27 protein-coding genes are annotated in these 25048 nt (G+C 72.5%); 15 read left to right on the top strand and 12 right to left on the bottom strand.

Annotation, left to right across the window (positions count from 1 at the left end):
* Positions 1-9 precede the first annotated feature (9 nt).
* The gene (locus tag NI25_RS32715; protein WP_061445908.1) at positions 10-786 is read left to right on the top strand and encodes a TVP38/TMEM64 family protein; all 777 of its coding nucleotides are present in this window, start codon (positions 10-12) and stop codon (positions 784-786) included.
* A gap of 200 nt (positions 787-986) precedes the next feature.
* On the top strand, positions 987-1862 hold the full coding sequence (locus tag NI25_RS32710; protein ID WP_061445907.1) for an undecaprenyl-diphosphate phosphatase: 876 nt from the start codon (positions 987-989) through the stop codon (positions 1860-1862).
* Positions 1863-2069: 207 nt separating this feature from the next.
* Here the strand turns inward: NI25_RS32710 and NI25_RS32705 are convergent, their stop codons facing one another.
* Entirely contained in the window at positions 2070-3047 is a 978-nt protein-coding gene (locus NI25_RS32705) for a helix-turn-helix domain-containing protein (RefSeq protein ID WP_061445906.1), read from the bottom strand.
* Positions 3048-3188: 141 nt separating this feature from the next.
* Here NI25_RS32705 and NI25_RS32700 point away from each other — a divergent pair, with 141 nt between their 5' ends.
* The 5 genes from NI25_RS32700 (at position 3189) to NI25_RS32680 (ending at position 8716) form a co-directional block, all read left to right on the top strand.
* Positions 3189-3914 carry an SDR family NAD(P)-dependent oxidoreductase gene (locus NI25_RS32700; RefSeq protein ID WP_061445905.1) on the top strand — a complete coding sequence of 242 codons (726 nt, stop codon included), beginning with the start codon at positions 3189-3191 and terminating at the stop codon, positions 3912-3914.
* Between the two features lie 88 nt (positions 3915-4002).
* Positions 4003-4194, top strand: a complete 192-nt coding sequence (locus tag NI25_RS32695) for a hypothetical protein (RefSeq protein WP_061445904.1) — start codon at positions 4003-4005, stop codon at positions 4192-4194.
* Between the two features lie 231 nt (positions 4195-4425).
* Entirely contained in the window at positions 4426-6675 is a 2250-nt protein-coding gene (locus tag NI25_RS32690; protein WP_061447190.1) for an MMPL family transporter, read from the top strand.
* 95 nt (positions 6676-6770) lie between these two features.
* Positions 6771-8024 carry a sensor histidine kinase gene (locus tag NI25_RS32685; protein ID WP_061445903.1) on the top strand — a complete coding sequence of 418 codons (1254 nt, stop codon included), beginning with the start codon at positions 6771-6773 and terminating at the stop codon, positions 8022-8024.
* The gene (locus NI25_RS32680; RefSeq protein ID WP_061445902.1) at positions 8021-8716 is read left to right on the top strand and encodes a response regulator transcription factor; all 696 of its coding nucleotides are present in this window, start codon (positions 8021-8023) and stop codon (positions 8714-8716) included. The genes NI25_RS32685 and NI25_RS32680 overlap by 4 nt, the downstream gene beginning before the upstream one ends.
* Positions 8717-8820: 104 nt before the next feature.
* On the opposite strand, the gene NI25_RS32675 is transcribed toward NI25_RS32680, so the two are convergent.
* Positions 8821-9438: a TetR/AcrR family transcriptional regulator gene (locus tag NI25_RS32675; RefSeq protein WP_061445901.1), complete on the bottom strand. Its 618-nt coding sequence runs from the start codon at positions 9436-9438 to the stop codon at positions 8821-8823.
* 153 nt (positions 9439-9591) lie between these two features.
* Here NI25_RS32675 and NI25_RS32670 point away from each other — a divergent pair, with 153 nt between their 5' ends.
* Together NI25_RS32670 and NI25_RS32665 are read left to right on the top strand one after the other, a co-directional pair.
* Positions 9592-10452: an enoyl-CoA hydratase/isomerase family protein gene (locus NI25_RS32670; RefSeq protein ID WP_061445900.1), complete on the top strand. Its 861-nt coding sequence runs from the start codon at positions 9592-9594 to the stop codon at positions 10450-10452.
* A 204-nt stretch (positions 10453-10656) separates the two neighbouring features.
* Positions 10657-10836 (top strand): hypothetical protein, encoded by a 180-nt coding sequence (locus tag NI25_RS32665; protein WP_061445899.1) that lies wholly within the window; start codon positions 10657-10659, stop codon positions 10834-10836.
* A gap of 30 nt (positions 10837-10866) precedes the next feature.
* Here the strand turns inward: NI25_RS32665 and NI25_RS32660 are convergent, their stop codons facing one another.
* A complete protein-coding gene (locus NI25_RS32660; protein WP_061445898.1) occupies positions 10867-11607 on the bottom strand; it encodes an SDR family oxidoreductase in 741 nt (246 codons plus the stop codon).
* A gap of 167 nt (positions 11608-11774) precedes the next feature.
* On the opposite strand from NI25_RS32660, the gene lnt reads away from it, so the two are divergent.
* Positions 11775-13349, top strand: a complete 1575-nt coding sequence (gene lnt, locus NI25_RS32655) for an apolipoprotein N-acyltransferase (RefSeq protein ID WP_061445897.1) — start codon at positions 11775-11777, stop codon at positions 13347-13349.
* Here the strand turns inward: lnt and NI25_RS32650 are convergent.
* Together NI25_RS32650 and NI25_RS32645 are read right to left on the bottom strand one after the other, a co-directional pair.
* Positions 13273-14178, bottom strand: coding sequence for a Gfo/Idh/MocA family protein (locus NI25_RS32650; RefSeq protein WP_061445896.1), 906 nt, complete (start codon positions 14176-14178; stop codon positions 13273-13275). The two genes, lnt and NI25_RS32650, sit on opposite strands and share 77 nt — an antisense overlap.
* 13 nt (positions 14179-14191) lie before the next feature.
* Positions 14192-15382: an FAD-dependent monooxygenase gene (locus tag NI25_RS32645; RefSeq protein WP_061445895.1), complete on the bottom strand. Its 1191-nt coding sequence runs from the start codon at positions 15380-15382 to the stop codon at positions 14192-14194.
* A gap of 113 nt (positions 15383-15495) precedes the next feature.
* Between NI25_RS32645 and NI25_RS32640 the strand changes: the two genes are divergently transcribed.
* The 3 genes from NI25_RS32640 to NI25_RS32630 all read left to right on the top strand — a co-directional run bounded on the left by NI25_RS32640 (position 15496) and on the right by NI25_RS32630 (position 17311).
* Positions 15496-16149 (top strand): TetR/AcrR family transcriptional regulator, encoded by a 654-nt coding sequence (locus NI25_RS32640; protein WP_061447189.1) that lies wholly within the window; start codon positions 15496-15498, stop codon positions 16147-16149.
* A gap of 42 nt (positions 16150-16191) precedes the next feature.
* On the top strand, positions 16192-16704 hold the full coding sequence (locus NI25_RS32635; protein WP_061445894.1) for a DinB family protein: 513 nt from the start codon (positions 16192-16194) through the stop codon (positions 16702-16704).
* Positions 16705-16816: 112 nt separating this feature from the next.
* The gene (locus NI25_RS32630; RefSeq protein ID WP_308189349.1) at positions 16817-17311 is read left to right on the top strand and encodes a hypothetical protein; all 495 of its coding nucleotides are present in this window, start codon (positions 16817-16819) and stop codon (positions 17309-17311) included.
* Between the two features lie 34 nt (positions 17312-17345).
* Here the strand turns inward: NI25_RS32630 and NI25_RS32625 are convergent, their stop codons facing one another.
* Together NI25_RS32625 and ung are read right to left on the bottom strand one after the other, a co-directional pair.
* A complete protein-coding gene (locus NI25_RS32625) occupies positions 17346-17903 on the bottom strand; it encodes a hypothetical protein (protein ID WP_061445892.1) in 558 nt (185 codons plus the stop codon).
* A gap of 121 nt (positions 17904-18024) precedes the next feature.
* The gene (ung, locus tag NI25_RS32620) at positions 18025-18708 is read right to left on the bottom strand and encodes a uracil-DNA glycosylase (protein WP_061445891.1); all 684 of its coding nucleotides are present in this window, start codon (positions 18706-18708) and stop codon (positions 18025-18027) included.
* A 131-nt stretch (positions 18709-18839) separates the two neighbouring features.
* Here ung and NI25_RS32615 point away from each other — a divergent pair, with 131 nt between their 5' ends.
* Complete coding sequence (locus NI25_RS32615; RefSeq protein WP_061445890.1) at positions 18840-19349, top strand: nuclear transport factor 2 family protein; 510 nt, start codon at positions 18840-18842, stop codon at positions 19347-19349.
* On the opposite strand, the gene NI25_RS32610 is transcribed toward NI25_RS32615, so the two are convergent.
* The 3 genes from NI25_RS32610 to fabG form a co-directional block, all read right to left on the bottom strand.
* Positions 19309-20895, bottom strand: a complete 1587-nt coding sequence (locus tag NI25_RS32610) for an ABC transporter substrate-binding protein (RefSeq protein ID WP_061445889.1) — start codon at positions 20893-20895, stop codon at positions 19309-19311. The two genes, NI25_RS32615 and NI25_RS32610, sit on opposite strands and share 41 nt — an antisense overlap.
* Positions 20896-21103: 208 nt before the next feature.
* Positions 21104-21865 carry an SDR family oxidoreductase gene (locus NI25_RS32605; protein WP_061445888.1) on the bottom strand — a complete coding sequence of 254 codons (762 nt, stop codon included), beginning with the start codon at positions 21863-21865 and terminating at the stop codon, positions 21104-21106.
* 43 nt (positions 21866-21908) lie between these two features.
* On the bottom strand, positions 21909-22670 hold the full coding sequence (gene fabG / locus NI25_RS32600; protein WP_061445887.1) for a 3-oxoacyl-ACP reductase FabG: 762 nt from the start codon (positions 22668-22670) through the stop codon (positions 21909-21911).
* 266 nt (positions 22671-22936) lie between these two features.
* Here fabG and NI25_RS32595 point away from each other — a divergent pair, with 266 nt between their 5' ends.
* Positions 22937-23725: a hypothetical protein gene (locus tag NI25_RS32595; protein WP_061445886.1), complete on the top strand. Its 789-nt coding sequence runs from the start codon at positions 22937-22939 to the stop codon at positions 23723-23725.
* A gap of 54 nt (positions 23726-23779) precedes the next feature.
* Here NI25_RS32595 and NI25_RS32590 read toward each other — a convergent pair whose 3' ends face one another.
* Both NI25_RS32590 and NI25_RS32585 read right to left on the bottom strand, forming a co-directional pair.
* Complete coding sequence (locus NI25_RS32590) at positions 23780-24163, bottom strand: DUF3037 domain-containing protein (protein ID WP_061445885.1); 384 nt, start codon at positions 24161-24163, stop codon at positions 23780-23782.
* A 14-nt stretch (positions 24164-24177) separates the two neighbouring features.
* The gene (locus tag NI25_RS32585) at positions 24178-24924 is read right to left on the bottom strand and encodes a HipA family kinase (protein ID WP_061445884.1); all 747 of its coding nucleotides are present in this window, start codon (positions 24922-24924) and stop codon (positions 24178-24180) included.
* Positions 24925-25048 lie beyond the last annotated feature (124 nt).

Here is a 25048-nt window from a genome sequence, read left to right as displayed (position 1 = left end):
TGTCACCGGATGCTCGATGCCACCACCCGCTCTGGGGGCACCGCCACGGTCACTCCCCGGACCGCCGCCACGGAACTCGCCGTCGCCACCACCGCAGGACCGGTCTCGCCGACCGGTCTCGCCCGTGTGACCAGAGTGCTGCTGTCCCCGTGGTCGCGGCTCTCCCTCCTCGTCGCCCTGCTGGCCTCGGCCGCGACGACGGTGGTGCTGTTCCAGCCGCAGCAGTTGCTGACCAACGGCTGGCCGCCGCAGCTCGGGGGTGCCGCCGCGGCCCTCGCCTACGCGGTGGCGTACGGGTTGTGCACGGTCGCCTTCGTGCCGCGTCCGCTGCTCAACCTGGCGGCCGGTGCTCTGTTCGGCTCGCAGCTGGGCCTGGCCTCCGCGCTGGCGGGGACGGTTCTCGGCTCCGGGATCGCCTTCTGCCTCGGCCGGGTCCTCGGCCAGGAGGCGTTGCGTCCGCTGCTGCGGGGCAAGTGGCTGAAGGCCGCGGACGGGCAGCTGAGCCGGCACGGTTTCCGGACCATGCTGGCGATGCGGCTGTTCCCGGGAGTGCCCTTCGCGGCGTCCAACTACTGCGCGGCCGTCTCGCGCATGGGCCTCATGCCCTTCCTGCTGGCGACGGGCCTCGGTTCGATCCCCAACACCGCCGCCTACGTCGTCGCCGGCGCCCGCGCCTCGACGCCCACCTCCCCGGCTTTTCTGATCGCGCTGGCCTGCATCGCCCTGCCGGGCCTCGCCGGGGCGGTGGTGGCCTGGCGCAAGCGGCACCGGCTGCGCGGGACCTGACGGGGCGCCGACGCCGTCGTCCGGCGGGACGCGCGCCCGTGGCGGGACGCACCGTCCGCGCGCTGCTCACCCCCCGTCGGCCGGGGTTCATTTTGGGGCGCTACGCTGCCCCTCGGCGCGCCAGGTCCCGGTCACCGCACACGAAGGTTCGGCGTGTCCGCCGACCGTTTCTCGATCGCCACTTGGACTGACGCAACTTCATGTCTTGGTTTGAATCCCTCGTCCTCGGACTCGTCCAGGGGCTGACCGAGTTCCTCCCCGTGTCCTCCAGCGCTCACCTGCGGCTGACCGCGGCGTTCTCCGGCTGGCACGACCCGGGCGCGGCCTTCACCGCGATCACGCAGATCGGCACCGAGGCCGCGGTGCTCATCTACTTCCGCAAGGACATCGGGCGGATCATCGCGGCGTGGACGCGCTCGCTCACCGACAAGTCGATGCGTCACGACCCCGACGCGCGCATGGGCTGGCTGGTGATCGTCGGCTCGATCCCGATCGGCGTGCTCGGCCTGACGCTGAAGGACCAGATCGAGGGCCCCTTCCGCGACCTGCGGATCACCGCGACGATGCTGATCGTCGTCGGCGTGATCATCGGCATCGCCGACCGGATGGCGGCCCGCGACGAGAAGGGCGGCCGGCACCGTGCGCCGCAGCAGCGCAAGGAGCTGAAGGACCTGGGCGTGCGGGACGGCCTGATCTACGGCCTGTGCCAGGCGGCGGCCCTGATTCCCGGGGTCTCCCGCTCCGGCGCGACCATCAGCGGCGGCCTCTTCATGGGTTACCGGCGCGAGGCGGCCGCCCGGTACTCGTTCCTCCTCGCGATCCCGGCGGTGCTCGCCTCGGGCGTGTTCGAGCTGAAGGACGCGATGGAGAGCGACCACGTCTCCTGGGGACCGACACTTTTCGCGACCGTCATCGCCTTCGCGACCGGATACGTGGTCATCGCCTGGTTCATGAAGTTCATCTCCACCAAGAGCTTCATGCCGTTCGTCTGGTACCGCATCGCGCTCGGCGTGGTGGTGATTGCGCTGGTCAGCATGGGTGTGCTGAGCCCGCACGCAGGCGAATCCGGCGGCTGAACCGGGGCCCGCCGGCTCTTCCCGGTCGCCGTGCCGTCGCCGGCCGCCACCTTCCGGCCGCGCGACGGCGCCCCCCCCCCGGCACACCCCGCCGGCACAGCTCCGACAACTCGTCGGGCACCAGCCGCTCAACACACCACCCGCGGCGGAGCCGTCGTCGCCGCCGCTCGGTCTGCCGGTGGTGTGCCCGGGCCGGCCCGGGCGTCCCTACCGTGGGCGGGTGGCGGCACCGGCCCCGCACGGCTGCGTGGCAACCGACTCACGAGCAGCGGTCGCTGCGTAGTCGGTCGGGGTCCGGCCGTAGTACCTGCGGAAGGCGCGGGCGAAGTGGCCGCTGTCGGCGAACTGCCAGCGGGCGGCTATCTCCGTGACGGTCATCCGCCGGTGCGGTGCGACGAGTGCGCGGCATGCCTCCTCGAGGCGACGGCACCGTATGTAGGTGCTCAGCGGTCGGCCTTCCCTGGCGAAGGCCCGTTGGAGGGTGCGCGGGGAGACGTTCAGCTCCCGGGCGAGAGCCGAGGGGGACAGCGCGGGGTCGGTGAGCCGGCGGTCGGCCAGGTCCCGCGCGGCTTGGGCCAGGGCCGGCGACAACAGGGGCTCGACGTCGTCCAGGCCGCCCCAGGCGGCGGCCCGGGCCAACTCGGCCAGAGTGCTGCGGGCGCCGTCGACCCCGGCCGGCCCGAGACGGTCCAGCATCCGGCCCACCATGGCGGCGTGCGCCGTCAGCAGCCGCACCTCGGCGGTGTCGCCCGGACCGGAGGCCGGCCCGCGCCGCCCGGACCGCACCTCTGCGGCGGGCAGGACGAGTACCTGCACGACGGTGCGTGGCGTCGCGGAGAAGTGGGACAGCGTCCCCGTCTGTACCAGCAGGCGACCGGCCTGTGCCGTGTGCTCGGCGCCTCCCGGTTCCTCGAACCGCCAGGTCCCCCGGTGGACGATCCAGAGGCGTACGTGATCGTCGGCCCCGACCCGTCGGCCCGCCGTCCGCAGGGCGGCCGCGGTCTCGAAGCGGTTGAACATCATGTCCCGCACCCGGAACCCGCGGGACCGCGCCGAGAAGCCGGACACGGTGGTCCGGCGGAAGGGCGCCAGCGCGAAGGTCTCGCCCATCCGGCTCCGCCACTCGTGTGCGAAGTCGCTGAAGGCGTTCGCGCCGCTCACGTCTGCCGAGAAAGTGCCGCTCATCGTTGTCGCGAATCTCCCGTTCGGGCTGACGCGCCGGTCCGAGGCGCCGGGACCACACGCTTCCTACCGTTGTTCCGGCATTGCATCGAAGATCCGACGTCCGCGGTCCGGAAGTCGATTCAAGGATAACGAGGTGGGGATTTGAGTACGCTCGCGATCGTGGGCGCGGGCCCGCAACTGGGGCGCGCGATCGGCCGACGGTTCGCCGCCGAGGGGGTCGACGTGGCACTGATCGCCCGCAGCCGTACGACGCTGCAGGCGGTGGCCGACGACCTGTCCGACATGGGCGTGCGGGCCGAGGCGTTTCCCGCCGACGTGACCGACCGTCCCGCGCTGCACGCGGCGCTCACCGCCGCCGAGGAGCGGCTGGGACCGATCGGCATACTCGAGTACTCTCCCGCGCCGTCCCCGGCCGATCTGCGCCGGGCGCCGCTGGTCGAGGCCACGAAGGTCACCGTCGACTCGGTTCTGGCCCAGCTGGACCTCTATCTGCTCGGGGGCGTGGCGGCGGTGCAGCACGTCCTGCCCGGCATGCTGGAGCGCGGCACGGGGACGATTCTGATCAGCAGCGGGGCGGGGTCGGGGCCGGTGATCGCCCCGCACGTGGCGAACGCCCAGATCGCCACCGGCGGGATGCGCAACTGGATCCTCAACCTCCACGCGGCGCTCGCCGGCACCGGCGTCTACGCCGCACACGTGGCGATCGCCGCCTTCATCGGCCAAGGGGGCCACGACTCCCAGCCGCAGACGATCGCCGACGCCTACTGGCGGCTGCACACCGGCCGCACCGAAGCCGAGCTGGTCATCCGGGATCTGCCGGACGACTACCTGGAACGGGGTGTGGCGGACAAGTTCGTCGAGCCCTGATTCGCCGGCGGCTGCACGGCCGGGCCGGGCGGAGGGCGGTGTGCCGTTCCGGCCGTCCACGGCGGCAGTGGCGTGACCGGCCGGAACGGTGACCGGGAATCCGCTCGGGGCGCTCTCCGACGAACAGGCCGCGCAGGCGTGGCGGTTGATGGAAGCGGCAGGGGTGAAGGCCGACTACGAGTCGGTGCCGGAGGCGTCACACATGATGCACCAGTCCGACCCGGCCCGGTACGCCGAGATCTTCACGCGGTGGGCGGCCGCACTGGCCCCCGCCCCCTGACCGGCCGCGGCGCAGCATCGGCGCAGGTATCCCGACTCCTCCGAGCGGTGCGGCCCGCGGGCCCGCCCCGCGACCTGAGGCCGACCCGCTGTCGTCCCCGGGTGGGACCCGCACAACGCGTAGTACTGCGTATTCAGTACCGCGCAGTGTCGGCAGCCGGACGACGACAGGACACGCCCCTCTTCAGCAGTCTGGAGGCACCTTCGAGACCCGGATGTGGAGACCCTCCCCGTGGCTGCTTTCCTGTATCGAATGGGCCGCTTGGCCTTCAGGCGACGCTTGACCGTCGCCCTTTTCTGGGCCGCCGTGCTGGCCGCCGTAGGACTCGCCGGCATGACCGCGCCGGAGGCGGAGGAGGAACCCTTCTCCATGCCGGGGATCGAGTCGCAGGAAGCCTTCGACCTGATGGAGGAGCGGTTCCCCGGCGCCGCCGCCGACGGCGCCACCGCCCGCGTCGTCTTCGTCTCGCCGAACGGCGAGAAGGTCACCGCCGCCGAGAACAAGGAGGCCGTCGAGGCCGCGATAGCCGAACTCCAGGACGGCACCCAGGTCGCGAGCACCGTCGATCCGTACGAGTCCGGCGCGGTCAGCGAGGACGGCTCCACCGCGTACACGACCGTGACCTACAAGGTCGACGCCGCAGGCCTCACCGACGCCAGCCGCAGCCACCTGGACGAGTCGCTCGAGCACGCCCGTGACTCGGGGCTCACCGTCGAGGCAGGCGGCGACGCCATGGAGGACATGGGCGGACCCAGCGGCACCGCCGAGGCCATCGGCATCTCCGTCGCCGCCGTCGTCCTGCTGATCACCTTCGGCTCACTGGCCGCCGCCGGACTTCCGCTGCTCACCGCGCTCATCGGCGTCGGCATCAGCCTGTTCGCCATCACGGCCCTGGCCGGTCCGCTGGGCCTGGCCGACACCACCAGCACCGTGGCGATCATGCTGGGCCTGGCCGTCGGCATCGACTACGCGCTGTTCATCGTCTCCCGCTACCGCGAGGAGCGTGCCAAGGGGCGGACGCCCGAGGAGGCCGTCGCCCTCGCCACCGGCACCGCGGGCTCCGCGGTGGTCTTCGCCGGGCTCACCGTGGTCATCGCACTCGCCGGTCTCTCCGTCGTCGGCATCCCGATGCTGACGGAGATGGGCCTGGGCGCGGCGGGCGCGGTCGTCGTCGGCGTCCTCATCGCGCTGACCCTGGTCCCGGCCTTCCTCGGCTTCTGGCCCGACGCCATACTGCCCCGCAAGGACCGCAAGGACCGCAAGGACCGCAAGGGCCGCAAGGGCCGCAAGGGCCGCCGAGCGGGCGGTACGCCGCGGGAGACGCGCAAGGTCAACGGCGGCACCCGCTGGGCGAGCTTCGTACTGCGCCGCCCCCTGCCCGTGCTGCTCGCGGCCGTCGCGGGCCTCGGCGCCCTGGCGCTGCCGATGACCGACCTTCAGCTCGGTATGCCCGGCGACGAGGCCAAGTCCACCGAGACCACCCAGCGGCGGGCCTACGACGCGCTCGCCGAGGGCTTCGGCCCCGGCTTCAACGGACCCTTGACCGTGGTCGTGGACGCCAAGGACGCCGACGACCCGAAGGCCGCGGCCGAGACCGTCTCCGAGCGGATCGGCGGCACCGAGGGCGTGGTGTCGGTGTCCCCGGCCCAGTTCAACGAATCCGGCGACACGGCCGTCTTCTCCGTCGTCCCCGCCACCGCGCCGACCGGCCAGGAGACCAAGGACCTGGTCAACACCATCCGCGGTGACCGGCCCGGCATCGAGTCCGCGGCCGGGGCGACCTTCGAGGTCACCGGGACTACCGCGATGAACATCGACGTCTCCGAGAAGGTGCAGTCCGCGCTGGTGCCGTACCTGCTCGTGGTGGTCGGGCTCGCCGTGATCCTGCTGCTGGTGGTCTTCCGCTCGGTCCTGGTTCCGCTGAAGGCGGCCGTCGGCTTCCTGCTCTCGGTGCTCGCCTCGCTCGGCGCGGTCGTCGTGGTCTTCCAGCAGGGCCACGGCGCCGACCTGCTGGGCGTGGAGACCACCGGTCCCATCATGAGCCTGATGCCGATCTTCCTGGTGGGCATCGTCTTCGGCCTCGCGATGGACTACGAGGTCTTCCTGGTCTCGCGGATGCGCGAGGCGTACGTCCGCGGCGAGCGGCCCGCCCAGGCTGTGACCTCCGGGTTCGAGCACAGCGCCCGGGTCGTCGTGGCCGCCGCGCTGATCATGATCGCGGTGTTCTCCGGGTTCATCGGGGACAGCGACGCCATGATCAAGATGATCGGCTTCGGCCTCGCCTCGGCCGTCCTGCTCGACGCCTTTGTGGTCCGGATGGCGATCGTCCCGGCGGTCCTCGCCCTGCTCGGCGAGCGGGCCTGGTGGCTGCCGAAGTGGCTGGACCGGATCCTGCCCCGGGTCGACGTGGAGGGCGAAGCCCTGGCCCGCCCGGCCGAGCCCGAGGCGCGACCGGTCGAGAAGGACCTGACCCGCGCCTGACCGGATGCGCGGAAGCCGCCCGGGGTCGCCCCGGCGATCCGGGCGGCTTCGCATCGTCCACCATGGATGCCAGTCCCTCACCGAGAGAACCGACCATGAGCAGCAGCCTCGAGCGCTACACCGAGCGCGTGGAGCAGTACGCGTCGCGCTTCTCGCGCTTCCCCCGCTTCCTGGACGTGACGATGGTGCTGGCCCTCATCGGCTGCGCCTTCTTCGGCACCCAGCTCAGCCTCCCCGGCGTCGACCGCCCGGACACGGGGAAGTCGCTGGAGGTCATGCTCGGCGCGTCCTGCTTCGTCCTGCTGAAGTACCGCACCCACACCCGCACGGTCGTGGTCGTGGTCGCCGGCGTCACCATCGCCGCGATCGCGCGCGGCTATCTGCTCACCCCGATGCTGCTGGCCCCGCTGCTCGCCGCGATGTACTGGCTGGCCGTCCTGTGCGACCGCCGGACCGTTCGCCTGTACGCGCTCGTCACCACGGTGGCCCTGCTGACCGTGAACCTGTTCTCCGACGGCATGCGCGACCTTTCCCCGGTCCTGACCGTGATCGGCCCGGTGTTCTGGATGGCCCTGCCGCTCGTCGGCGGCAGCCTGGCCCGGCTGCGCGGCGACTACCTGGAAGCGGTCAAGGCCCGAGCCGAGCACGCCGAACGCACCCGGGAGGAGGAGGCCCGGCTGCGGGTCACCGAGGAACGCATGCGCATCGCCCGCGAGCTGCACGACGTCGTGGCCCACCACCTGGCCCTCGCCAACGCCCAGGCCGGCACCGCCGCCCACCTCTCCCGCAGCAACCCCGAGCAGAGCCGGAAGATCCTCGACGACCTCACCGGCACCACCTCCGCGGCGCTGCGCGAGCTCAAGGCCACCCTGGGCCTGCTGCGCCAGGACGACCGGCCCAAGGGCGAGGGCCTGGACCCGGCGCCGGGACTCGCCCGCCTTCCCGAGCTGATCGACTCCTACCGCTCGGCGGGCCTGGAAGTCGTCGTCCACCAGCAGGGCGTGCGCCGTCCGCTGACGCCGGGCGTGGACCTGACCGCGTACCGGATCGTGCAGGAAGCCCTCACCAACGTCGCCAAGCACGCCCCCGAACGCGCCGCCCATGTCGGCTTCACCTACGCCGACTCCCGGCTGCTCATCACCGTCAGCAATGACGGCCCGGCCACCGCCACCGCCACCGCCACCGCCGTCAACGGGACGTCCGGCGGTTTCGGGTTGCTGGGCATGCGGGAGCGCGCCCAGTCCATCGGCGGCGACCTGTGCGCGGGGCCCCGCCCGGAGGGCGGTTTCGAGGTCACCACCGCGCTGCCGCTGCAACCGTCCGCCGCCGTCGAAGGAGAGTCTCCATGACCGTGAAGGTGCTGCTCGCGGACGACCAGGCCCTGCTCAGGGCCACGTTCCGCATCCTGATCGACTCCTGCTCGGACATGGAGGTCGTCGGGGAGGCGTCCAACGGGGCGGAAGCACTGGAGCTGGCCCGAACCCACCACCCCGATGTGGTGCTCATGGACATCCGCATGCCCGGGACGGACGGCCTGTCCGGCACCGCTGGGATCTGCGCCGATCCAGAGCTGGCGAGCACCCGGGTGCTGATCCTGACCACCTTCGAGACCGAGGACTACGTCGCTCAGGCGCTGCGGGCCGGGGCCAGCGGCTTCCTCGGCAAGGACGTCACCGCGGACGCCCTGCTGGCCGGCATTCGCACGGTGGCCTCCGGAGAGGCGCTGCTGTCCCCCGGCGCCACCCGCACCCTGATCACCCGCTTCCTCACCTCCCCGGCCCCCGGCACCTGCCTGGCGCCCCCGGAACGGCTCGCAGACCTCACCGGCCGGGAACGGGAAGTGATGGCCCTGGCGGCCGAGGGCAGGTCCAACGCGGAGATCGCCGAGCTGCTGGTGGTCAGCCCGCTGACGGTACGGACGCACATTCACCGCGCGATGACGAAACTCGACGCCCGCGACCGGGCACAGCTCGTCGTCATCGCGTACCAGACGGGCCTGGTGCAGGCGGGAAGGGACAACGGGGCACCTGCCGAGGCATAGGAGCCGGGCCCCATCGGCCCGCCGCAGCGTCCCTGCCCCCGCTGCGGCCTCGCACCCGGGTTCGGCGGCCAGCGGCCGGGCCTGGACACCGTCCGCTCGCCCCTTTACAACGGGGCACCCGTCTGGGCGCGTGCGGGGGTGGAGAAGGCGGCGAACGCGGTGTCCAGCAGGTCGCCGAGGTCTTCTCGGCCGCCGCTCGCGCTCCAGTGCCCGAGGACGATCCACAGGCATTCGAGTGCTGCTGCGGCGCGCACGTCGGCGACGACCGCTGATCCGTCGGCCGGGGAGGCCGTCTCCTGCAGCCGGGCGACGATCTTGGGTCGCCATTCGGTCTGCTTCTCGCGGAGCCGTGCGCACAGGGCCGGGGTCTGGTCGACGAGGTCGAGGATCGTCGCAAGGTGCTGGACATCGCGCACGAGGAAGGTCGCGGCCGATTCCAGGGCGCCGCGCAGCCTGCTCCAGTCGTCCTCGTCGGCCCGCTCGGCGTCGAGCGCGTCGGCGATGACGTCACCGACGGGGTCGAAGACGAACAGGACCACGTCCTCCTTGGTTCCGAAGTAGCGCAGGAAGGTGCTCCGCGACACTCCGGCCGCCTCGGCGAGGTCGGCGAAGGTGACCTGGTTGAAACCGGTGAGGCAGAACCGGTTGAACGCCACGCGGGCCAGCTCTGCCCGTACCGCGTGACGGCCGATCTCACGGGTACCGACGGGTGCTGCACTCATGAAGCCAAGTGTACTCCGCCACACACGTTTGCTTTTCTGGCACTCGATTCATAACGTGATACTCAGTGTCAGGCATGAAGCCGAGACTCACCCACTCCAGTCCGCCGCGCGGCACGGTCGCGCCGCGGCCCTCATACGAAGTGGAGCCACCCCATGAGCTACGACGACCTCTCCGCCCTGACGATCAACGTCTCGGACGGGGTCGCGACGGTGACCATCGATCACCCGCCCCTGAATCTGATGGACGCGGTCCTGCTGCCGTCCCTGCGGGCGTTCGTCGCGCGGGTGCGTGACGACGCCGAGGTCCGTGTCATCGTCTTCGAGAGCGCCGACCCGGAGTTCTTCATCGCACACGGCGACATGGCCTACCTCACCGATCCGGACGCGCTGCCCGCAGCCACCCGCGCCGCGATCGCGGCCGCACCGGACACGCCCCTTCCCGAGGGGCTGAACATCCTCCAGGCGCTGAGCGAGGAGGTCCGCTCGCTGCCCCAGCTCACCATCGGCAAGCTCGCGGGTTTCGCGCGCGGTGCGGGCAACGAGTTCTTCATGTACCTGGACATGCGCTTCGCGGCGATCGGCAAGTCGGGGCAGGGACAGCCGGAGTCCTTGATGGGGATCCTCCCCGGAGGCGGCGGCACGGTGAACATGACGCGCCTGACAGGCCGAGCCCGCGCACTGGAACTCATCCTCGGCGCCGAACTCGTGGGCGCGGAACTGGCGGAACGCTACGGCCTGATCAACCGTGCACTGCCCGCCGAGGAACTCGACGCGTTCGTGAGCACCCTGGCCCGGCGGATCGCCGGCCTGCGACCGGAGGTCGTCTCGATCACCAAGGCCGCGGTCGACGCGATCGCTCCTCCGATTCCCCGCACGGCATACACCGTGGAGAACGAAGGCCTGTACGCGGCGTTCGGCGACGACGTCACCGAACTCGCCCACAAGCTGCTCGCCGCCGGGATCCAGACCCGTGAGGGCGAGCGGGACCACGAGCGCATCGCCAACAGCATCTGAACACCCGGGCTCGCGCCGTCGGTACGCAGGGGCTCCCCGGGAAGGGTCCGGTCAGGACCCGCATGGGTCACGAGGCCGCCGGCGTGGACGGTCTCTACGACGGGGGCCCTCGGTCCGCACGCCGTCTAGTCCGCCGGCCGAGGCGAACTGTTTGTGTAGCCGTCCGGTAGCGCAGTGTCAGTGCTTGCCCCTAGGCTTGGCGGCATGTCCCCCGATTACGTGACGCCTGGTTCCGTGCGGTCCGCCGCGGAACTGAACGATGAGATCCGCGCGCTGTGGCGCCGCGCGGGCGGGACCCTGTCCGCGCAGGAGCGCGTGGAGTACGAGCTGCTGGTGGTCGAGTGGGCGACCGCGATCCGCGGCGAGGTCGTCGAAGCGGCCTGAGCCGGCCGGGGCCGGCTCCCCGGGCGGCCGTCAGCGTCCGCCCGCCACCCGGAGCACCGTTCCCGTCGCGTACGACGCCTCGGGCGACAGCAGCCACGCGATCGCCGCGGCGATCTCCTCCGCCCGGCCCGCGCGACCCATCGGCACCGCCGCCCCGATCCGGGCCACGCGCCCGGCATCGCCCGCCGCCGCGTGCATCTCGGTGTCGATCACCCCGGGCGCGACGGCGTTGACCCGGATGCCGTCCGGGCCGAGTTCCTTGGCCAGGCCCAGCGTCAGCGCGTCGACGCCCGCCTTGCTCGCGGCGTAGTGCACGTACTCCCCCGGGCTGCCGAGGGTCGCGGCGCCCGACGACACGTTCACGATCGCGCCGCTCCCCCGCGGCGTCATCAGCCGCGCCGCCCGCCGGGCGCACAGCAGCACGCCCAGCAGGTTGACGTCGAGGACCCGGCGCAGATCCGCGGTGTCGCTGTCGGCGAGCCGCCCCAGCGGGCCGGTCACGGCCGCGTTGTTCACCAGCCCCGACACGGGGCCCAGCTCTTCCTCGGCCACGTCGAAGAGGCGCTCGACGTCGGCCTCGACGGACGTGTCCGCCCGCACCGGGATCCCCCGGCCTCCGGCCTCGCGCACCCCCGCCACGACCGCTTCCGCGGCCGCCGAGTCGCGTGCGTAGCCCACGACGACGTCGTGCCCGTCCGCCGCGAGGCGCAGACAGGTCGCAGCGCCGATCCCCCGGCTGCCGCCGGTGACCACCGTGATGGGTCGCGTCATCGATACCTCCACGCGTCTCGTTTGATCGATCATCGATCATCCTAGGGGAAGGGTGGGCAAAGTCTCCCGTGCTGGACGAACCTCTGTGTGATCAACTGAATTCGCCGTCGTCGCGGGCGCACACTGTGCGGATCACCGGGTAAGCACCATTCGGTAAGGAGGCGCCCATGCAGAAGTCCGACCACTGGCTCGCCTCCCCGTGGCGGCGCTCGGTCCTCGCCGTGCTCGCCGGAGCCCTGCCCGTCCTCGCCTTCCCGGGCCCCGCCCAGTGGTGGTGGGCCTGGTTCGCGCTGGTCCCCTGGGTCCTGCTGGCCCGTACCGCGCCGGGCGGGAAGCGGGCGGCGTACGACGGGTGGTGCGGCGGGTTCGGGTTCGTGCTGGCCATGCACCACTGGCTGCTGCCGAACCTGCACGTGTTCACGTTCGTCATCGCCGCGCTGCTGGGCGTGCTCTGGGCCCCGTGGGGCTGGCTGGTGCGCAGGACGCTGGGCGGGGCACCGTCCGGCGGCCGGGTCGCCGCGGCCCTCCTGGTGCTGCCCTCGGGCTGGCTGCTGGCGGAACTGGTCCGCTCCTGGCAGGGGCTCGGCGGCCCCTGGGGGATGCTCGGTGCCAGTCAGTGGCAGGTGGCCCCGGCGCTGCGGCTCGCCTCGGTGGGCGGGGTGTGGCTGCTCAGCTTCCTGGTGGTGGCCGTCAACGTCGCCGTCGCCGTCCTGGTCGCCGTGCGCCGGGCGAGGGTGCCGGCCCTGGCCGGGCTGGTCGCCACGGCCGCGGCCACCTCGGCGGCCTGGGTCTGGTCACCGCGTCCGGACCCCGGCGAGCGGGCGGCGATCGCCGTGGTGCAGCCGGGCGTCGTCGCCGGGGCGGACAGCGCCGACCGCCGGTTCGACCGCGAGGAGCAGCTCACCCGGCGGCTCGCGGACCGGGACCTCGACCTGATCGTCTGGGGCGAGAGCAGCGTCGGCTTCGACCTGGACGACCGGCCGGACCTCTCCCGGCGGCTCGCCGCGCTGTCCCGCGAGACCGGCGCGGACATCCTGGTCAACGTGGACGCACGGCGCTCGGACAAGCCCGGCATCTACAAGAGTTCGGTGCTCGTCGGCCCCGACGGCCCGACCGGCGACCGGTACGACAAGATGCGGCTGGTCCCCTTCGGGGAGTACGTGCCGTTCCGCTCGCTGCTCGGCTGGGCCACCTCCGTCGGCAAGGCGGCCGGCGAGGACCGCAGGCGGGGCACCGAGCAGGTGGTGATGGACGTCGGCGACGGGCTGCGGATCGGTCCGATGGTCTGCTTCGAGAGCGCGTTCCCCGACATGAGCCGCAGCCTCGCCGCCGACGGTGCGGAGGTGCTGGTCGCCCAGTCCTCGACCTCGACCTTCCAGCACACCTGGGCCCCCGGGCAGCACGCCTCCCTCGCCGCGCTGCGCGCCGCCGAGACCGGTCGGCCGATGGTGCACGCGACGCTGACCGGAGTCTCCGCCGTCTACGACGCGAACGGCGCCCGGATCGGCTCGTGGCTCGGCACCGACGCGAGCGCGTCACGGGTGTACGAGGTCCCCGTCACCCACGGCACCACGCCGTACGTCCGCTACGGCGACTGGACGGTGTACGCGGCGCTGGGGACCCTCGCGGCCTGGGGCGCCGCCGTGGGCGTACGGACGGTGCGGCTCAGGCCGGGCCGTCCAGCACGGCCCGGACCACCCGCTCGCACAGCTCATGGGTCTCCAGCGCGTCCCGGGCGCTGAGCACCTCGCCGGAGCGCACCGCGTCGAGGAAGGCCAGCACCGCCTGCTCGATGCCGCGCTGCCGGGCCACCGGGACCCAGTCGCCGCGCCGGCGCACGGTGGGCTGGCCCTTGTGGTCGATCACCTCGGCGAGGTTGACCACCTGGCGCTTGGTGTCCTGGCCCGAGACCTCCAGGATCTCCTCGGCCGAACCGCTGAGCCGGTTCATCACGCCGAGCGCGGTGAAGCCGTCCCCGGCGAGCTGGAGCACGACGTGGTGGAGCAGGCCGTCCTCGGCGCGGGCGCGCACGGTCACGTCGTCGACCGGCCCCGGCACCAGGAACCTGAGGGTGTCGACGACGTGGATGAAGTCGTCGAGGATCATCGTGCGCGGGTCCTCGGGCAGGCCGGTGCGGTTCTTCTGCATGAGGATCAGCTCGCGCGGGTGCTCGGCGCACTGCGCGTACCCGGGCGCGTGGCGCCGGTTGAAGCCGACGGCGAGGCTGGTGCCGCGCTCCTCGGCGAGGGTGACCAAGCGCTCGGAGTCGGCGAGTTCGTAGGCGAGGGGCTTGTCGACGTAGGTCGGGACGCCGGCTTCCAGCAGCCGGGTCACGATCTCGGGGTGGGCGGCGGTCGGCGCGTGCACGAAGGCGGCGTCGAGCCCTTCGGCGAGGAGCGCGTCGAGGCCGGCGTGGCGCTGCGCGGGCGGGATGCGCAGTTTGCCGGCGACGCGGGTGAGGGTGGCCGGGGTGCGGGTCTGCAGGTGCAGTTCGATGCCGGGGAGGGCGGCGAGCACCGGCAGGTAGGCCTTCTGCGCGATGTCGCCGAGTCCGATGCAGCCGACCTTCACGGGGTGTGCTCCTCTAACGCTCGTGGTGCTCGCCGACCTGGGTCCGCCGGGAAGCATACGGGGGCTGCGGGGGCCGCCAGTCGGCGATGCCGTCGAAGCCGCGCAGGAACAGGGCGGGTCCGGCCTTGGACAGGGCGGCGATCACGGCGTCCCGGACGGCGATCCCGGCACGGTTGCCCATCAGGTTGAGGCGGGCCACCTTGACGGCCTGGCGGGCGATCGCGGTCGTGCGGGGCAGCCGGGCGGCCGTGTAGGCGGCGAGGTCCCGGCGGTGGTGGGCGAGCACGATCGCGTCCTCGATGGCCTGGTTGCCGCCCTGGCCGAGGTTGGGCGGCATGGCGTGCGCGGCGTCCCCGAGGAGGACGACCCGGCCGCGGTGATAGGCGGGCAGCGGCTCGGCGACGTGGTGCACGTCGTGGCGCAGCACGTCCTCGGGGCGGGCGGCGGCGAGGACGGCGGGGATCGGGTCGTGCCAGTCGCCGTAACGGTGCAGCAGTTCGGCCCGCTCGTCGGCCGCGTGACCGCCGGCCGGGGTGACGGCGGCGGCGTAGGCGTAGACCCGGCCGTCCTTGAGCGGGTGCGTGCCCCAGATGCGGCCCCGGCCCCAGGTCTCGTGGGAGGCGAACTCCACGCCGGGGACCGGGATCACGATCCGCCAGGTGGTGAAGCCCGAGTACACGGTGCCGGGGTGGCGCGGGAACAGCGCGCGGCGTACGGCGGAGTGGATGCCGTCGGCCCCGACGACCAGGTCGGCCTCCAGCTCGCCGTCCGGCGTGCGCACCCTGGCCGGACGGTCGTCGTCGCCCGGGTCGGCGAGCTGCGCGTCGGCGCCGGTGCGGACGGCGTCCGGCGGCAGCAGCGCCGACAGGCGGTCGGCGAGGGTGGAGCGGTGCAGCAGCACCAGCGGACCGCCGAATCGCGCCTCGGCGGCCTCGGCGCTGGACCGGGAGAGCCAGCGCCCGCCGGGGGTGCGCAGTCCGCCGTCGCCCTGCCAGGCGGCGAGGTCGCGGATCTCGTCGCCGAGGCCGATCACGTCCAGGGCGCGCAGGGCGTTGGGCGACAGCGAGATGGCCGCGCCGACCGGCCGGAGCGAGGGGGCGCGCTCCAGCACGGTGACTCGCAGACCGCTCTGGTGCAGGGCCGCCGCCGCGGTCAGGCCGCCGATGCCGCCGCCGATCACGACGGCCGTCTTCGTGCTTGTCATGACTCTCCTCGACGCTCTGCTCCGCGCTGTGTCCGGCGCGGACTCACTACACCTGTAGTAGCAGACACCGCCGACTGTACTACAGCCGTAGTGAAGCCGGTAGATTGATCTCCATGTCCGCTCCTGCCGCCTCGTCCGGGCCCTCCGGGGCCGCGTCCGGCGCCTCCCGCGCCGACCTCGTCGCCGACGCCGCCCTGGCGCTGCTCGCCGAGCGCGGCATGCGCGGGCTCACGCACCGTGCGGTCGACGGGCTGGCCGGGCTCCCCCAGGGCTCCACGTCCAATGTCGCGCGGACCCGGCAGGCACTGCTGGAACTGGCGGTGCGCCGCCTGGCCGACCGGGAGGCGCGGGTGCTGGCCCTGCACGAGATGCCGGATCCGCGCGCCGGTCTCGAGGCCCTGGCCGACGCACTGGCGCTGGCGACCCACCGTGCCCTGACCCGCAACCGCGCGCTGACGCTGGCCCGCTACGAACTGGCCCTGGAGGCCACGCGCCGTCCGGAACTGCGGGCGCACTTCGACGCTGCGGGCGCCCGCTTCCGCGAGCAACTGGGCACCCTGGTCACGGCGATGGGCTCGGCCGACCCGGCCCGGCACGTGCTCTCCCTGGTCGCCTGGGCGGACGGCCTGATGTTCAGCTGCGTGGCCGGGACCTTCCACGCCGAGGTGCCGAGCCTCCAGGACGTGCGGTCGGGGCTGCGCGAGCTCCTGGACGGCATGCTGGACGACGGGTGCCGCGGCCTGCGCGAGGGTCCGTGCGGGGGCTGAAATCCCCTGGTGGGACGGGCCGGTCCGGGCGAGGATGCCGCCATGACGATTGAACGCCGTGAACCCCCCGTCGACGCCGACGAACGCGCCATGCTGGAGGGCTGGGTCGAGTATCACCGGCAGACCCTCGCCTGGAAGTGCGAGGGGCTGACCGACGAGCAGCTGAGGACGGCCGCCGTGGCACCGTCGACGCTGTCCCTGATGGGACTGGTCCGGCACATGGCGGAGGTGGAGCGCAGCTGGTACCGCAGGGTGCTGGCGGCCGAGGACGCCGGTCCGATCTACTACTCCGACGAGGACCCGGAGGGCGAGTTCCGGCTCACCGGGGCGGACACGTTCGCCGAGGCGCACGCCACCTGGCAGGCGGAGATCGAGGCGGCCCGGCGCAACACGGCCGGCGTCCCCCTGGACGAGCCCACCCGCGGCAAGCACCTGCGCACCGGTGAGCGCTACACCCTGCGCTGGATCCACACCCACATGATCGAGGAGTACGCGCGTCACAACGGGCACGCGGACCTGATCCGAGAGCGCCTGGACGGAGCCACGGGAGACTGACGTCACCTCCCGTCGCCCACGGGCCTCCGTACGGGGCCGGAGATCACCCGTGTGGGGCAACCTCCGCTTGTCCGGCTCCGGTTGACGGGCCCGAAGCAGCAGAGTGTCGCGGGTGCATCGAACGACGACCACCGCAACGCTTCTGCTGACCGTGGCTGTCTCGGCCCTGACCGGCTGTACGACGGTCGAGGGCCCGGCCGTGGACGACTCCTCCGGGGCCCGCGCCCGCTCGACCGCGCCCCGCCCGGACGGCCCGGCCGAGCCACGGGTCGTCCAGGCGCCGGCCCGCGAGGCGCTGGAGATGATCGGCCCCTCCCCCGGCCCGGAGCGGGCCACCGGGGAGCCGCGTCCTGCGAAGCCGCCGGCGCCGCGGTCCGCGCCGCACGATCCGCCGGCCGCCCGTGCCCCCGGACGGTCCGCCCGCCCGGCGGCACCCGAGCCCACCCGCGCCCCCGCGACACCCCGGCCCCGGGTGCCCGACCTGCCCGGCAGGCCCGGCGCCGGTGCCGGCGGGAAGGCGGACGTGTGCTCCCTGGGGAAGCAGTACGGCGGTTGGCGGCCGGGCAGCCCCGAGGCCCGCATTTGCGAGCAGGCCTACGGCCGCTGAGACCGGCCGACGCCCGTCGGGCCGGGCCCGAGTGCTACGGCCGCGGGCGCGGCGGCCGGCCCCACCCCTCGGTCCCGTCGAACCCGTCCCGCCCGTCCCGCCCGTCGAGGCCGTCAAGGCCGTCAAGGCGCAGCTCCAGCCGGTCGATCGAGGCGCGTACGCCCGCTCCGTAGCGGCCGGGGGCGAGGGACTCGGCGGCGGTGCGGGCGCGCCGCAGGTGGAGACGGGCCGCCTCGCGATGACCGAGCCGGTCGTAGTCCGCGGCCAGGTTCAGGTGGAGCGAGGGGTACAGGGCGCGGGCGGCGGACGTGGCCTCGTGCCGGCCGGCGAGACGGTCCTCCGTCAGTTCCTCGGCGGCCGACAGCGCCCTCAGGTCCCAGGCCAGCTCCTCGGCCGGGTCGTCCTGGGTGTCGGCGAGGTAGTGGGCCAGCGTGCAGCGGTGCAGGGGGTCGCCGCGCTCGCCGATCTCCGCCCACAGGGCGAGGAAGCGGTGCCGGGCCTCCTCCCGGTCCCCCGCGTGATGCAGCATGACCACCTGGCCGATCCGCGTCGGCACGGCGTCCGGCGCCGCCTGCTCCTGTCCCTTCGCCACCGCGTCCTCCGTGCCCGTGTCGGGTGTCCCGACGACGCTAACCGCACGCGCGCGCATTCCCGGTCAGGCGGCACCGGGCGTGCCCGGGCCGGTCCGCGACCGGCCGGCCCGGGCGCCGGGGTCAGCCCAGGTTCGGGATGGTCCAGTCGATCGGCTCGTGGCCCTGCGCGGCGACCGCCTCGTTGATCTGCGTGAACGGCCGGGACCCGAAGAACTTCTTCGCGGACAGCGGCGAGGGGTGGGCGCCCTTGACCACGACGTGCCGCGAGTCGTCGATCAGCGGCAGCTTCTTCTGCGCGTAGTTCCCCCACAGCACGAAGACCGCCGGGTCGGTCCGGCCGGCCACCGCGCGGATCACCGCGTCGGTGAACAGCTCCCAGCCGCGTGCCTTGTGCGAGTTCGCTTCGCCGGCACGGACCGTGAGGACCGCGTTGAGCAGCAGGACGCCCTGCTTCGCCCACGGCATCAGATAGCCGTTGTCCGGGATCGGGGTGTCCAGTTCCGCGTGCATCTCCTTGTAGATGTTGCGCAGGGACGGCGGGACCTTCACGCCGGGCCGCACCGAGAAGCACAGCCCGTGCCCCTGGCCCTCGCCGTGGTAGGGGTCCTGGCCGAGGACCAGTACCTTCACCCGGTCGAAGGGCGTGGCCTCCAGCGCGGCGAAGACCTCCTCGCGCGGCGGGTAGACGGGGCCGTTCGCCCGCTCCTCCTCGACGAACTCCATCAGCTCCTTGAAGTAGGGCTCTTGCAGTTCGCCGCCCAGCACCTCGCGCCAGGACTCGGGCAGCATGGCGATGTCGGTCACGTCAACTTCCTTACGCTGTGCGGTCGCTTCCAGTCCCGTAGAACCTACCGGCGCCCACTGACAACGGGTGCGCCGGCAGGCACCCGGAAAAGCGCTGTCCCGCGACGGAGCCGCGCTGATAGGAAGGGGCGATGACCGCCGAAGCGATGAGTCCCACGGAACGCCTGCTCGCGGAGCGGGCCTGCGAACGTCTGATCGTGGACCTGGTCCACCGTCTCGACCTCGGCGACCCCGGATCGGCGGCCGACCTGTTCACGGTGGACGGGGTGTGGGAATGGCCCGGCGGCGACCGCCGTGTCGAGGGCCGGGAGGCGCTGCGGACGTACTTCGGATCCCGGCCGGCGGACCGGTTGTCGCGCCGCCTGATGACGAACATCCTCGTCACCGTGGACTCCGCGACGACGGCGACCGCGACGTCCTACCTGACGACCTACCGTGTCGACGGGCACGTCGAGGGGATGGTCGCGCCGCGGCTCCCGGCCAACGTCGGCCACTACGAGGACACCTTCCGCAAGGTCGGCGGCGAGTGGCTGCTCGCCGCGCGGACCCTGTACCTCGCCTTCGGCGGTGCCACGGAGCGGCTGCCCGCCCCGGTGGCCGCTACCAGCTCGTCTTCCGGTGGAGCCGCCACATCATCATGATCGTCGACGGGTCCAGGGCCTGCTCCGCGCCCGAGATGTCCGTACTGGCGGCGACGTACTGCTTGCCCTGCCACAGCGGAAGCAGCCGCGCGTCGTTCACCATGATCTGCTGCGCCCGCTCGAAGTCCCGCTCCACGTTGCCCCGGTCGCTCTGGCGGCGGGAGCGCGGCAGCAGTTCGCCGGTGATCTCCGGGGTGAGGTAGGGCGTGCCGAGCGCGTTCTGCTCGCCGACGAAGGGGGCGATGAAGTTCTCCGCGTCGGGGAAGTCCGGCGACCAGCCGCGGCCGAACACCGGGTACTCGCCCTTCTGGTAGCCGGCGACGTACGTCTTCCAGGGGCGGCTCTTGAGGGTGACCTCGAACAGGCCCGAGGCGTCCAGCTGCCGCTTGATCTCCTTGAACTCCTTGGCCGTCTCGGAGCCGTAGCGGTCGGTGGTGTACCAGAGGGTCAGCGGGACCGGGTCGGTGATGCCGGCGTCCTCGAGCAGCTCACGGGCCTTGGGGACGCTGGGGTCGCCGTAGTCGTCGAAGAAGCCCGTGGTGTGACCGGTGAGGCCCTTGGGGACCATCGAGTACAGCGGATCGACGGTGTCCTGGTAGATCTTGTGGGCGATCGCCGCCCGGTCGATCACCTGGGCGACGGCCTGGCGCACTTCCCTGCGTCCCGCCCACGGGTCCTCGGGGTTGAAGACGAGGTAGCTGATCTCCGTACCGCTGCCCTCGACCAGTTGGAGGTTCTCCTCCTTGCCCGCCTTGCCCTGGAGCGTGATGACGTCGTCGGCGGCAAGGCCTCGGTAGGTCACCTGGATGTCGCCGTCGCGCAGGGCCTTCACCATGCCGGCGGAGTCCGTGAAGTAGCGGATGGTCACCGCCTTGTTCTGCCGTTCGGCGAAGCCCTTGTAGCGGTCGTTGCGCACGAGTTCGGCGCGTTCCCCGTCCTCGTACGACTGGAGCGTGTACGGGCCCGATCCCACGACACTGCTGCCTTCGCGCAGGGCGTCCGCGGGGTAGTCGTCGGGGGCGACGATCGACATGGCGGGCGTGGCGAGCACGAACGGGAAGGTGGCGTCGGGCTTGTTGAGGTGGAAGACCACCTCGCGCTCGCTGGGGGCCTGGACGCGTTCGAGACTGCCGAGCAGACCGGCCGGACCACCGTTGACGTTGATGTCCTTGATGCGGTCGATCGAGTACTTGACGGCCTGGGCGTCGAGGGCGTCGCCGTTGGAGAAGGTCAGGCCCTCGCGCAGCTCGCAGCGGTACACCTGGTTCGTGGTGTCGGTGAACGCGCACTGCTCCGCGGCGTCGGGCTGGGGCGCGGTGGCACCACTGGGGTAGCTGAGCAGCGTCTGGTAGATGTTCCGGAACAACTCCCAGGAGCCGTCCCACGAAGCGGCCGGATCGAGGGTGCTGGGGGCACTGGTCGTCCCCACGACGATCGGCTCCTCGTCCTGCGAACTGTCGGACGACAGGATGCCGCACCCGGTGACCAGTGACGATATGGACACGATGACCGCGACCCGCCGCAGGCCCCGCTTCCGGTTGAACACGCGCACGCTCCTCGATCCGCCGTACCAAGGGTCGGCAGACCATACCGCAGCACCACGCCCCCTGAACCCCCTTCTGAACAGGGGTTTTGATCATTTGGCGATGACTACGTTGTCATCGTGCACCGGGTTCCGATACGCGGACACGGGCGCCGTTCTCGTCGACGGCGCCCGTGTCGGGGATCGATCTTGAGGGTCCTCGTGGGCGAGATCAGGCCACGCCGGCGTTCAGGAAGATGCCGCCGTCGACGACGAGCGTCTGACCGGTGACCCAGGCGGACTGCTCCGAGGTGAGGAACGCCGCGGCGCCGCCGATGTCGGAGGGCACGCCGAGCCGGCCCAGCGGGTAGCCCGAGGCGGCCTCCTCCTCGCGCCCCTCGTACAGCGCTGCGGCGAACTTGGTCTTCACGACCGCCGGGGCGATCGCGTTGACCCGCACCTTGGGTGCGAACTCGTGCGCCAGCTGCGCTGTCAGGTTGATCAGCGCGGCCTTGCTCACGCCGTACGCGGCGATGAAGGGCGAGGGCGAAAGGCCCGCGACCGAGGCGATGTTGACGATCGCGCCGCCGTTGTCCTTCTGCCAGGCGTGCCAGGTGCGCTGGGCGAAGCCGAGTGCCGAGATCACGTTGGTCTCGAAGACCTTGCGCGCGACGTTCAGGTCGAGGTCGGCGATCGGCCCGAACACCGGGTTGGTGCCGGCGTTGTTGACCAGGAAGTCGACGCGCCCGAAGGCCTCCATCACGCGCTCGACGGCGACCGCCTGGTGGGCCTCGTCGTGCGCCTTGCCGGCGACGCCGATGACCCGGTCGGCGCCGAGCTTTTCGACGGCGTCCTTCAGGGCGTCCTCGTTGCGGCCGGTGATGCAGACCCGGTCACCGCGTGCGACGAGCGCCTCGGCGACGCCGTAGCCGATGCCGCGGCTGGCGCCCGTGACGAGCGCGACCTTGCCGGAGAGGGCGGGGAGTTCAGTCATGTCAGTGGTCCCTAATCCCAGTGTTCCCTAGTCTCCGCGCGCCCTAGTCGAGCGGTCCGCCGGCCACGTACAGCACCTGGCCCGAGACGAAGCCGGCGGCCTCGCCGGTGAAGAAGGCGATGGCGTTGGCGATGTCGTCGGGCTCACCGACGCGCGCGACCGGGATCTGGGTGGCGGCGGCGGCCTTGAAGTCCTCGAAACCCATGCCGACGCGGTCGGCGGTGGCCTTGGTCATCTCGGTGGCGATGAAACCGGGGGCGACGGCGTTGGCGGTGACGCCGAACTTGCCCAGCTCCTTGGCGAGGGTCTTGGTGAAGCCCTGCAGGCCGGCCTTGGCGGCGGAGTAGTTGACCTGGCCGCGGTTGCCGAGCGCGGAGGAGGAGGACAGGTTGACGATGCGGCCGAACTTGGCGTCCACCATGTGCTTCTGGCAGGCCTTCGACATCAGGAAGGCACCGCGCAGGTGCACGTTCATGACGGTGTCCCAGTCGGAGACGCTCATCTTGAACAGCAGGTTGTCGCGCAGCACGCCCGCGTTGTTGACGAGGATCGTCGGCGCGCCCAGCTCCTCGGCGATCCGCGCGACGGCCGCCTCGACCTGCGCCTCGTCGGAGACGTCGCAGCCGACCGCGATGGCCCTGCCGCCGGCCGCGGTGATCTTCTCCACGGTGTCCTTGCAGGCGGCCTCGTCGAGGTCGATGACGGCGACGGCACGGCCCTCGGCGGCCAGTCGTACGGCGGTGGCGGCGCCGATGCCGCGCGCGGCTCCGGTGACTACGGCGACCCGCTGCTCAGTGGTGGACATTCGCTGCTTCTCCTCGTCCTGGGGATGCGGCCCGTGCGGAGCGTGCGCCCTCGGGTGAGCGACCGCTTAGTACCTTCCGCAGACGTGACGCTAGAAGCCCTGGCACCCGGTGTCAACGGGACACCGGGCCGGTGTGATCCATTACCCGCTCTTCCGGGCGCGCCGGCCCTCCCCGGTCGCCCGATCGGCCCAGCGCTGCGGGCCGCCGCGCTGCCGGGCCCCTAGCGTCGAAGCGCGAGCCACTCGTGGCCGGAAAGGAGGCGTCCATGCGCCGTCGTACCGGTGCAGCAGGCATAGCCGTCGCGATCGCCGCGATCGTGCCGCTGGCCGACCCCGCACCCGCCCAGGACCTCTACTCGAGCCTGGAACAGGACTGCCGGAGCTCCACCTACCAGGAAGCGGTACCGATCGGGCTGAACGAGGATCCGGGCGACCCGGCCCCGCTGTGCCCGGACGCGCTGTACGAAGACCCCTCCGGCGACGCGTCGTTGGGCGAGGGAACGCCCGACGACGGCCGCCTCGACGGGGGCGGAGCCGACGACGGGCGGCTGGACGGGGGTGGACTCGACGACGGGCGACTGGACGAGGGTCTGCCCGAGGGAGGCGGACCGGGCCAGGTCCGGCCGGAAGGGAACGCCCCCGGCGGAGGCGGCCTCGCTCCCGGTCGGCCGGGAGACGGCCGACTCGACGAGGGCCGCCCCGACCAGAACCAGAACCGTCCCGGGACGTCGCACTCCGACGGCCTGGACTCGTTCGACCAGGGCGGCATCCGTGAGATCCGGGACGGCGGCGCCGCGCATCCGCGCGGGGACCAGCTCCCGACGATCTCCGCCACCTCACTGCCGCGTCCGGCCCCCACGACGCCGGCCCCGGTCGTCACCACGCCCGCGCCCGCGGTCTCTCCCGCCGTGACGCCGACGCTCGGCACGCAGGGCGGCCTGGGCGGCGCCTCGGGCACCGGTCCCGGCGGCTGGGACATCGGCATCGGCCTGAGCTTCGTGACCGCCGCCGCGCTCGCGACGGGCTGGGTGGTCCGGCGCCGCCGACGCGCCTGAGTGTCCGGCGGGCCGGCCCGGAGGAAGGACGCGGTACCTCGTCGGCGCCGGGGCCTACCGCACCAGCAGGTCGAGGAGCCGTTCCGTCTCGGCGGCCGGGTCGGCGGTGAGGCCGGTGTGGACGGGGCCCGGCTGGACGATGGTCGAGCGGGGGGCGATCAGCCAGCGGAACCGGCGGCCGGGATCGTCCTCGGCCGCCTGGCCCGCCGCGTCCCCTCCGGCGCACACCCCCTCCACGGCACGCAGCGCCGCCCGCACCCCGGGCAGGTCCACCCGCGGGTCCAGGGCCAGCAGCCTGCCCTCGTCGAGGTGGGTGCGGGCACCGACGTAGGACCTGGCCCGGCAGTAGACGAGTACGCCGGCGTTGACGCACTCCCCGCGTTCGACGCGGGGCACGACGCGCAGCAGCGCGTACTCGAAGACGTGGCGGTCGCTCACCGCTCCCCCTTGGCTCACTTGACGCGTTCGTGGATCGTGGCGGCCCGCGCGAGCAGGGGCCCGGCGTAGGCCCTGCGGAGGTCGTCGGGTGTGGCGAAGCCGGGTTCGTCGCGCAGCCAGACGTCCGGGATCTCGGCGGTGACCTCGGCGAGGAGTTCCTCGGTGACCAGCGGCGCGAGGTCGGCGGCGGCCGAGCGGACGTCCGGCGCGAAGCGGGCGAGCGCGTGGTCGGCGGCGTCGTAGGGGCGGGCGGCGGAGGCCTCGGCGCCGGGCCAGTTGTGGTGCCAGATCATGGTGGCACCGTGGTCGATGAGCCAGGTCTCGCCGTGCAGGCGCAGCAGGTTGGGGTTGCGCCAGGAACGGTCGACGTTGTTGACCAGCGCGTCGAACCAGACGATCCGTCCGGCCTCCTCGGCGCTCACCTCGAAGGCGAGCGGGTCGAACCCGAGCGCCCCGGAGAGGAACTCCATGCCGAGGTTGGTGCCGCCGCTCGACTTGAGCAGTTCCTGCACCTGCGGGTCGGGTTCGCCGAGACCGAGCACCGGATCGACGTCGACGGTCACCAGCCGAGGCACCCGGAAGCCCAGCCGGCGGGCGAGTTCGCCGCAGACCACCTCGGCGACGAGCGTCTTGCGGCCCTGTCCCGCGCCGGTGAACTTCAGGACGTAGGTCCCGAGGTCGTCCCCCTCGACGAGTCCCGGCAGCGAGCCGCCCTCACGCAACGGCGTGATGTAGCGGGTCGCGATGACTTCCTTGAGCATCGCCCCAGGTTACCGGCGTGGCGCGGGTGCACGGCGCGTGACCGGTACGTGGTCGGTGCCTGGCCGGTGTGCGGCCGACAGCGAATCGACAGCCGTGTTTTACGCCCGCCAGACCGCCGACGCG

The organism is Streptomyces sp. CCM_MD2014 (assembly GCF_000772045.1).
GTDB lineage: Bacteria > Actinomycetota > Actinomycetes > Streptomycetales > Streptomycetaceae > Streptomyces > Streptomyces salinarius.
This window is presented reverse-complemented; position numbering and strand designations above follow the sequence as displayed.

Coding starts and splice junctions, on each gene's coding strand:
- NI25_RS32715 (WP_061445908.1), top strand. CDS start 10: ATGCTCGATGCCACCACCCGCTCTGGGGGCACCGCCACGGTCACTCCC.
- NI25_RS32710 (WP_061445907.1), top strand. CDS start 987: ATGTCTTGGTTTGAATCCCTCGTCCTCGGACTCGTCCAGGGGCTGACC.
- NI25_RS32705 (WP_061445906.1), bottom strand. CDS start 3,047: ATGAGCGGCACTTTCTCGGCAGACGTGAGCGGCGCGAACGCCTTCAGC.
- NI25_RS32685 (WP_061445903.1), top strand. CDS start 6,771: ATGAGCAGCAGCCTCGAGCGCTACACCGAGCGCGTGGAGCAGTACGCG.
- NI25_RS32680 (WP_061445902.1), top strand. CDS start 8,021: ATGACCGTGAAGGTGCTGCTCGCGGACGACCAGGCCCTGCTCAGGGCC.
- NI25_RS32675 (WP_061445901.1), bottom strand. CDS start 9,438: ATGAGTGCAGCACCCGTCGGTACCCGTGAGATCGGCCGTCACGCGGTA.
- NI25_RS32670 (WP_061445900.1), top strand. CDS start 9,592: ATGAGCTACGACGACCTCTCCGCCCTGACGATCAACGTCTCGGACGGG.
- NI25_RS32665 (WP_061445899.1), top strand. CDS start 10,657: ATGTCCCCCGATTACGTGACGCCTGGTTCCGTGCGGTCCGCCGCGGAA.
- NI25_RS32660 (WP_061445898.1), bottom strand. CDS start 11,607: ATGACGCGACCCATCACGGTGGTCACCGGCGGCAGCCGGGGGATCGGC.
- lnt (WP_061445897.1), top strand. CDS start 11,775: ATGCAGAAGTCCGACCACTGGCTCGCCTCCCCGTGGCGGCGCTCGGTC.
- NI25_RS32645 (WP_061445895.1), bottom strand. CDS start 15,382: ATGACAAGCACGAAGACGGCCGTCGTGATCGGCGGCGGCATCGGCGGC.
- NI25_RS32640 (WP_061447189.1), top strand. CDS start 15,496: ATGTCCGCTCCTGCCGCCTCGTCCGGGCCCTCCGGGGCCGCGTCCGGC.
- NI25_RS32635 (WP_061445894.1), top strand. CDS start 16,192: ATGACGATTGAACGCCGTGAACCCCCCGTCGACGCCGACGAACGCGCC.
- NI25_RS32615 (WP_061445890.1), top strand. CDS start 18,840: ATGACCGCCGAAGCGATGAGTCCCACGGAACGCCTGCTCGCGGAGCGG.
- NI25_RS32605 (WP_061445888.1), bottom strand. CDS start 21,865: ATGACTGAACTCCCCGCCCTCTCCGGCAAGGTCGCGCTCGTCACGGGC.
- fabG (WP_061445887.1), bottom strand. CDS start 22,670: ATGTCCACCACTGAGCAGCGGGTCGCCGTAGTCACCGGAGCCGCGCGC.
- NI25_RS32595 (WP_061445886.1), top strand. CDS start 22,937: ATGCGCCGTCGTACCGGTGCAGCAGGCATAGCCGTCGCGATCGCCGCG.
- NI25_RS32585 (WP_061445884.1), bottom strand. CDS start 24,924: ATGCTCAAGGAAGTCATCGCGACCCGCTACATCACGCCGTTGCGTGAG.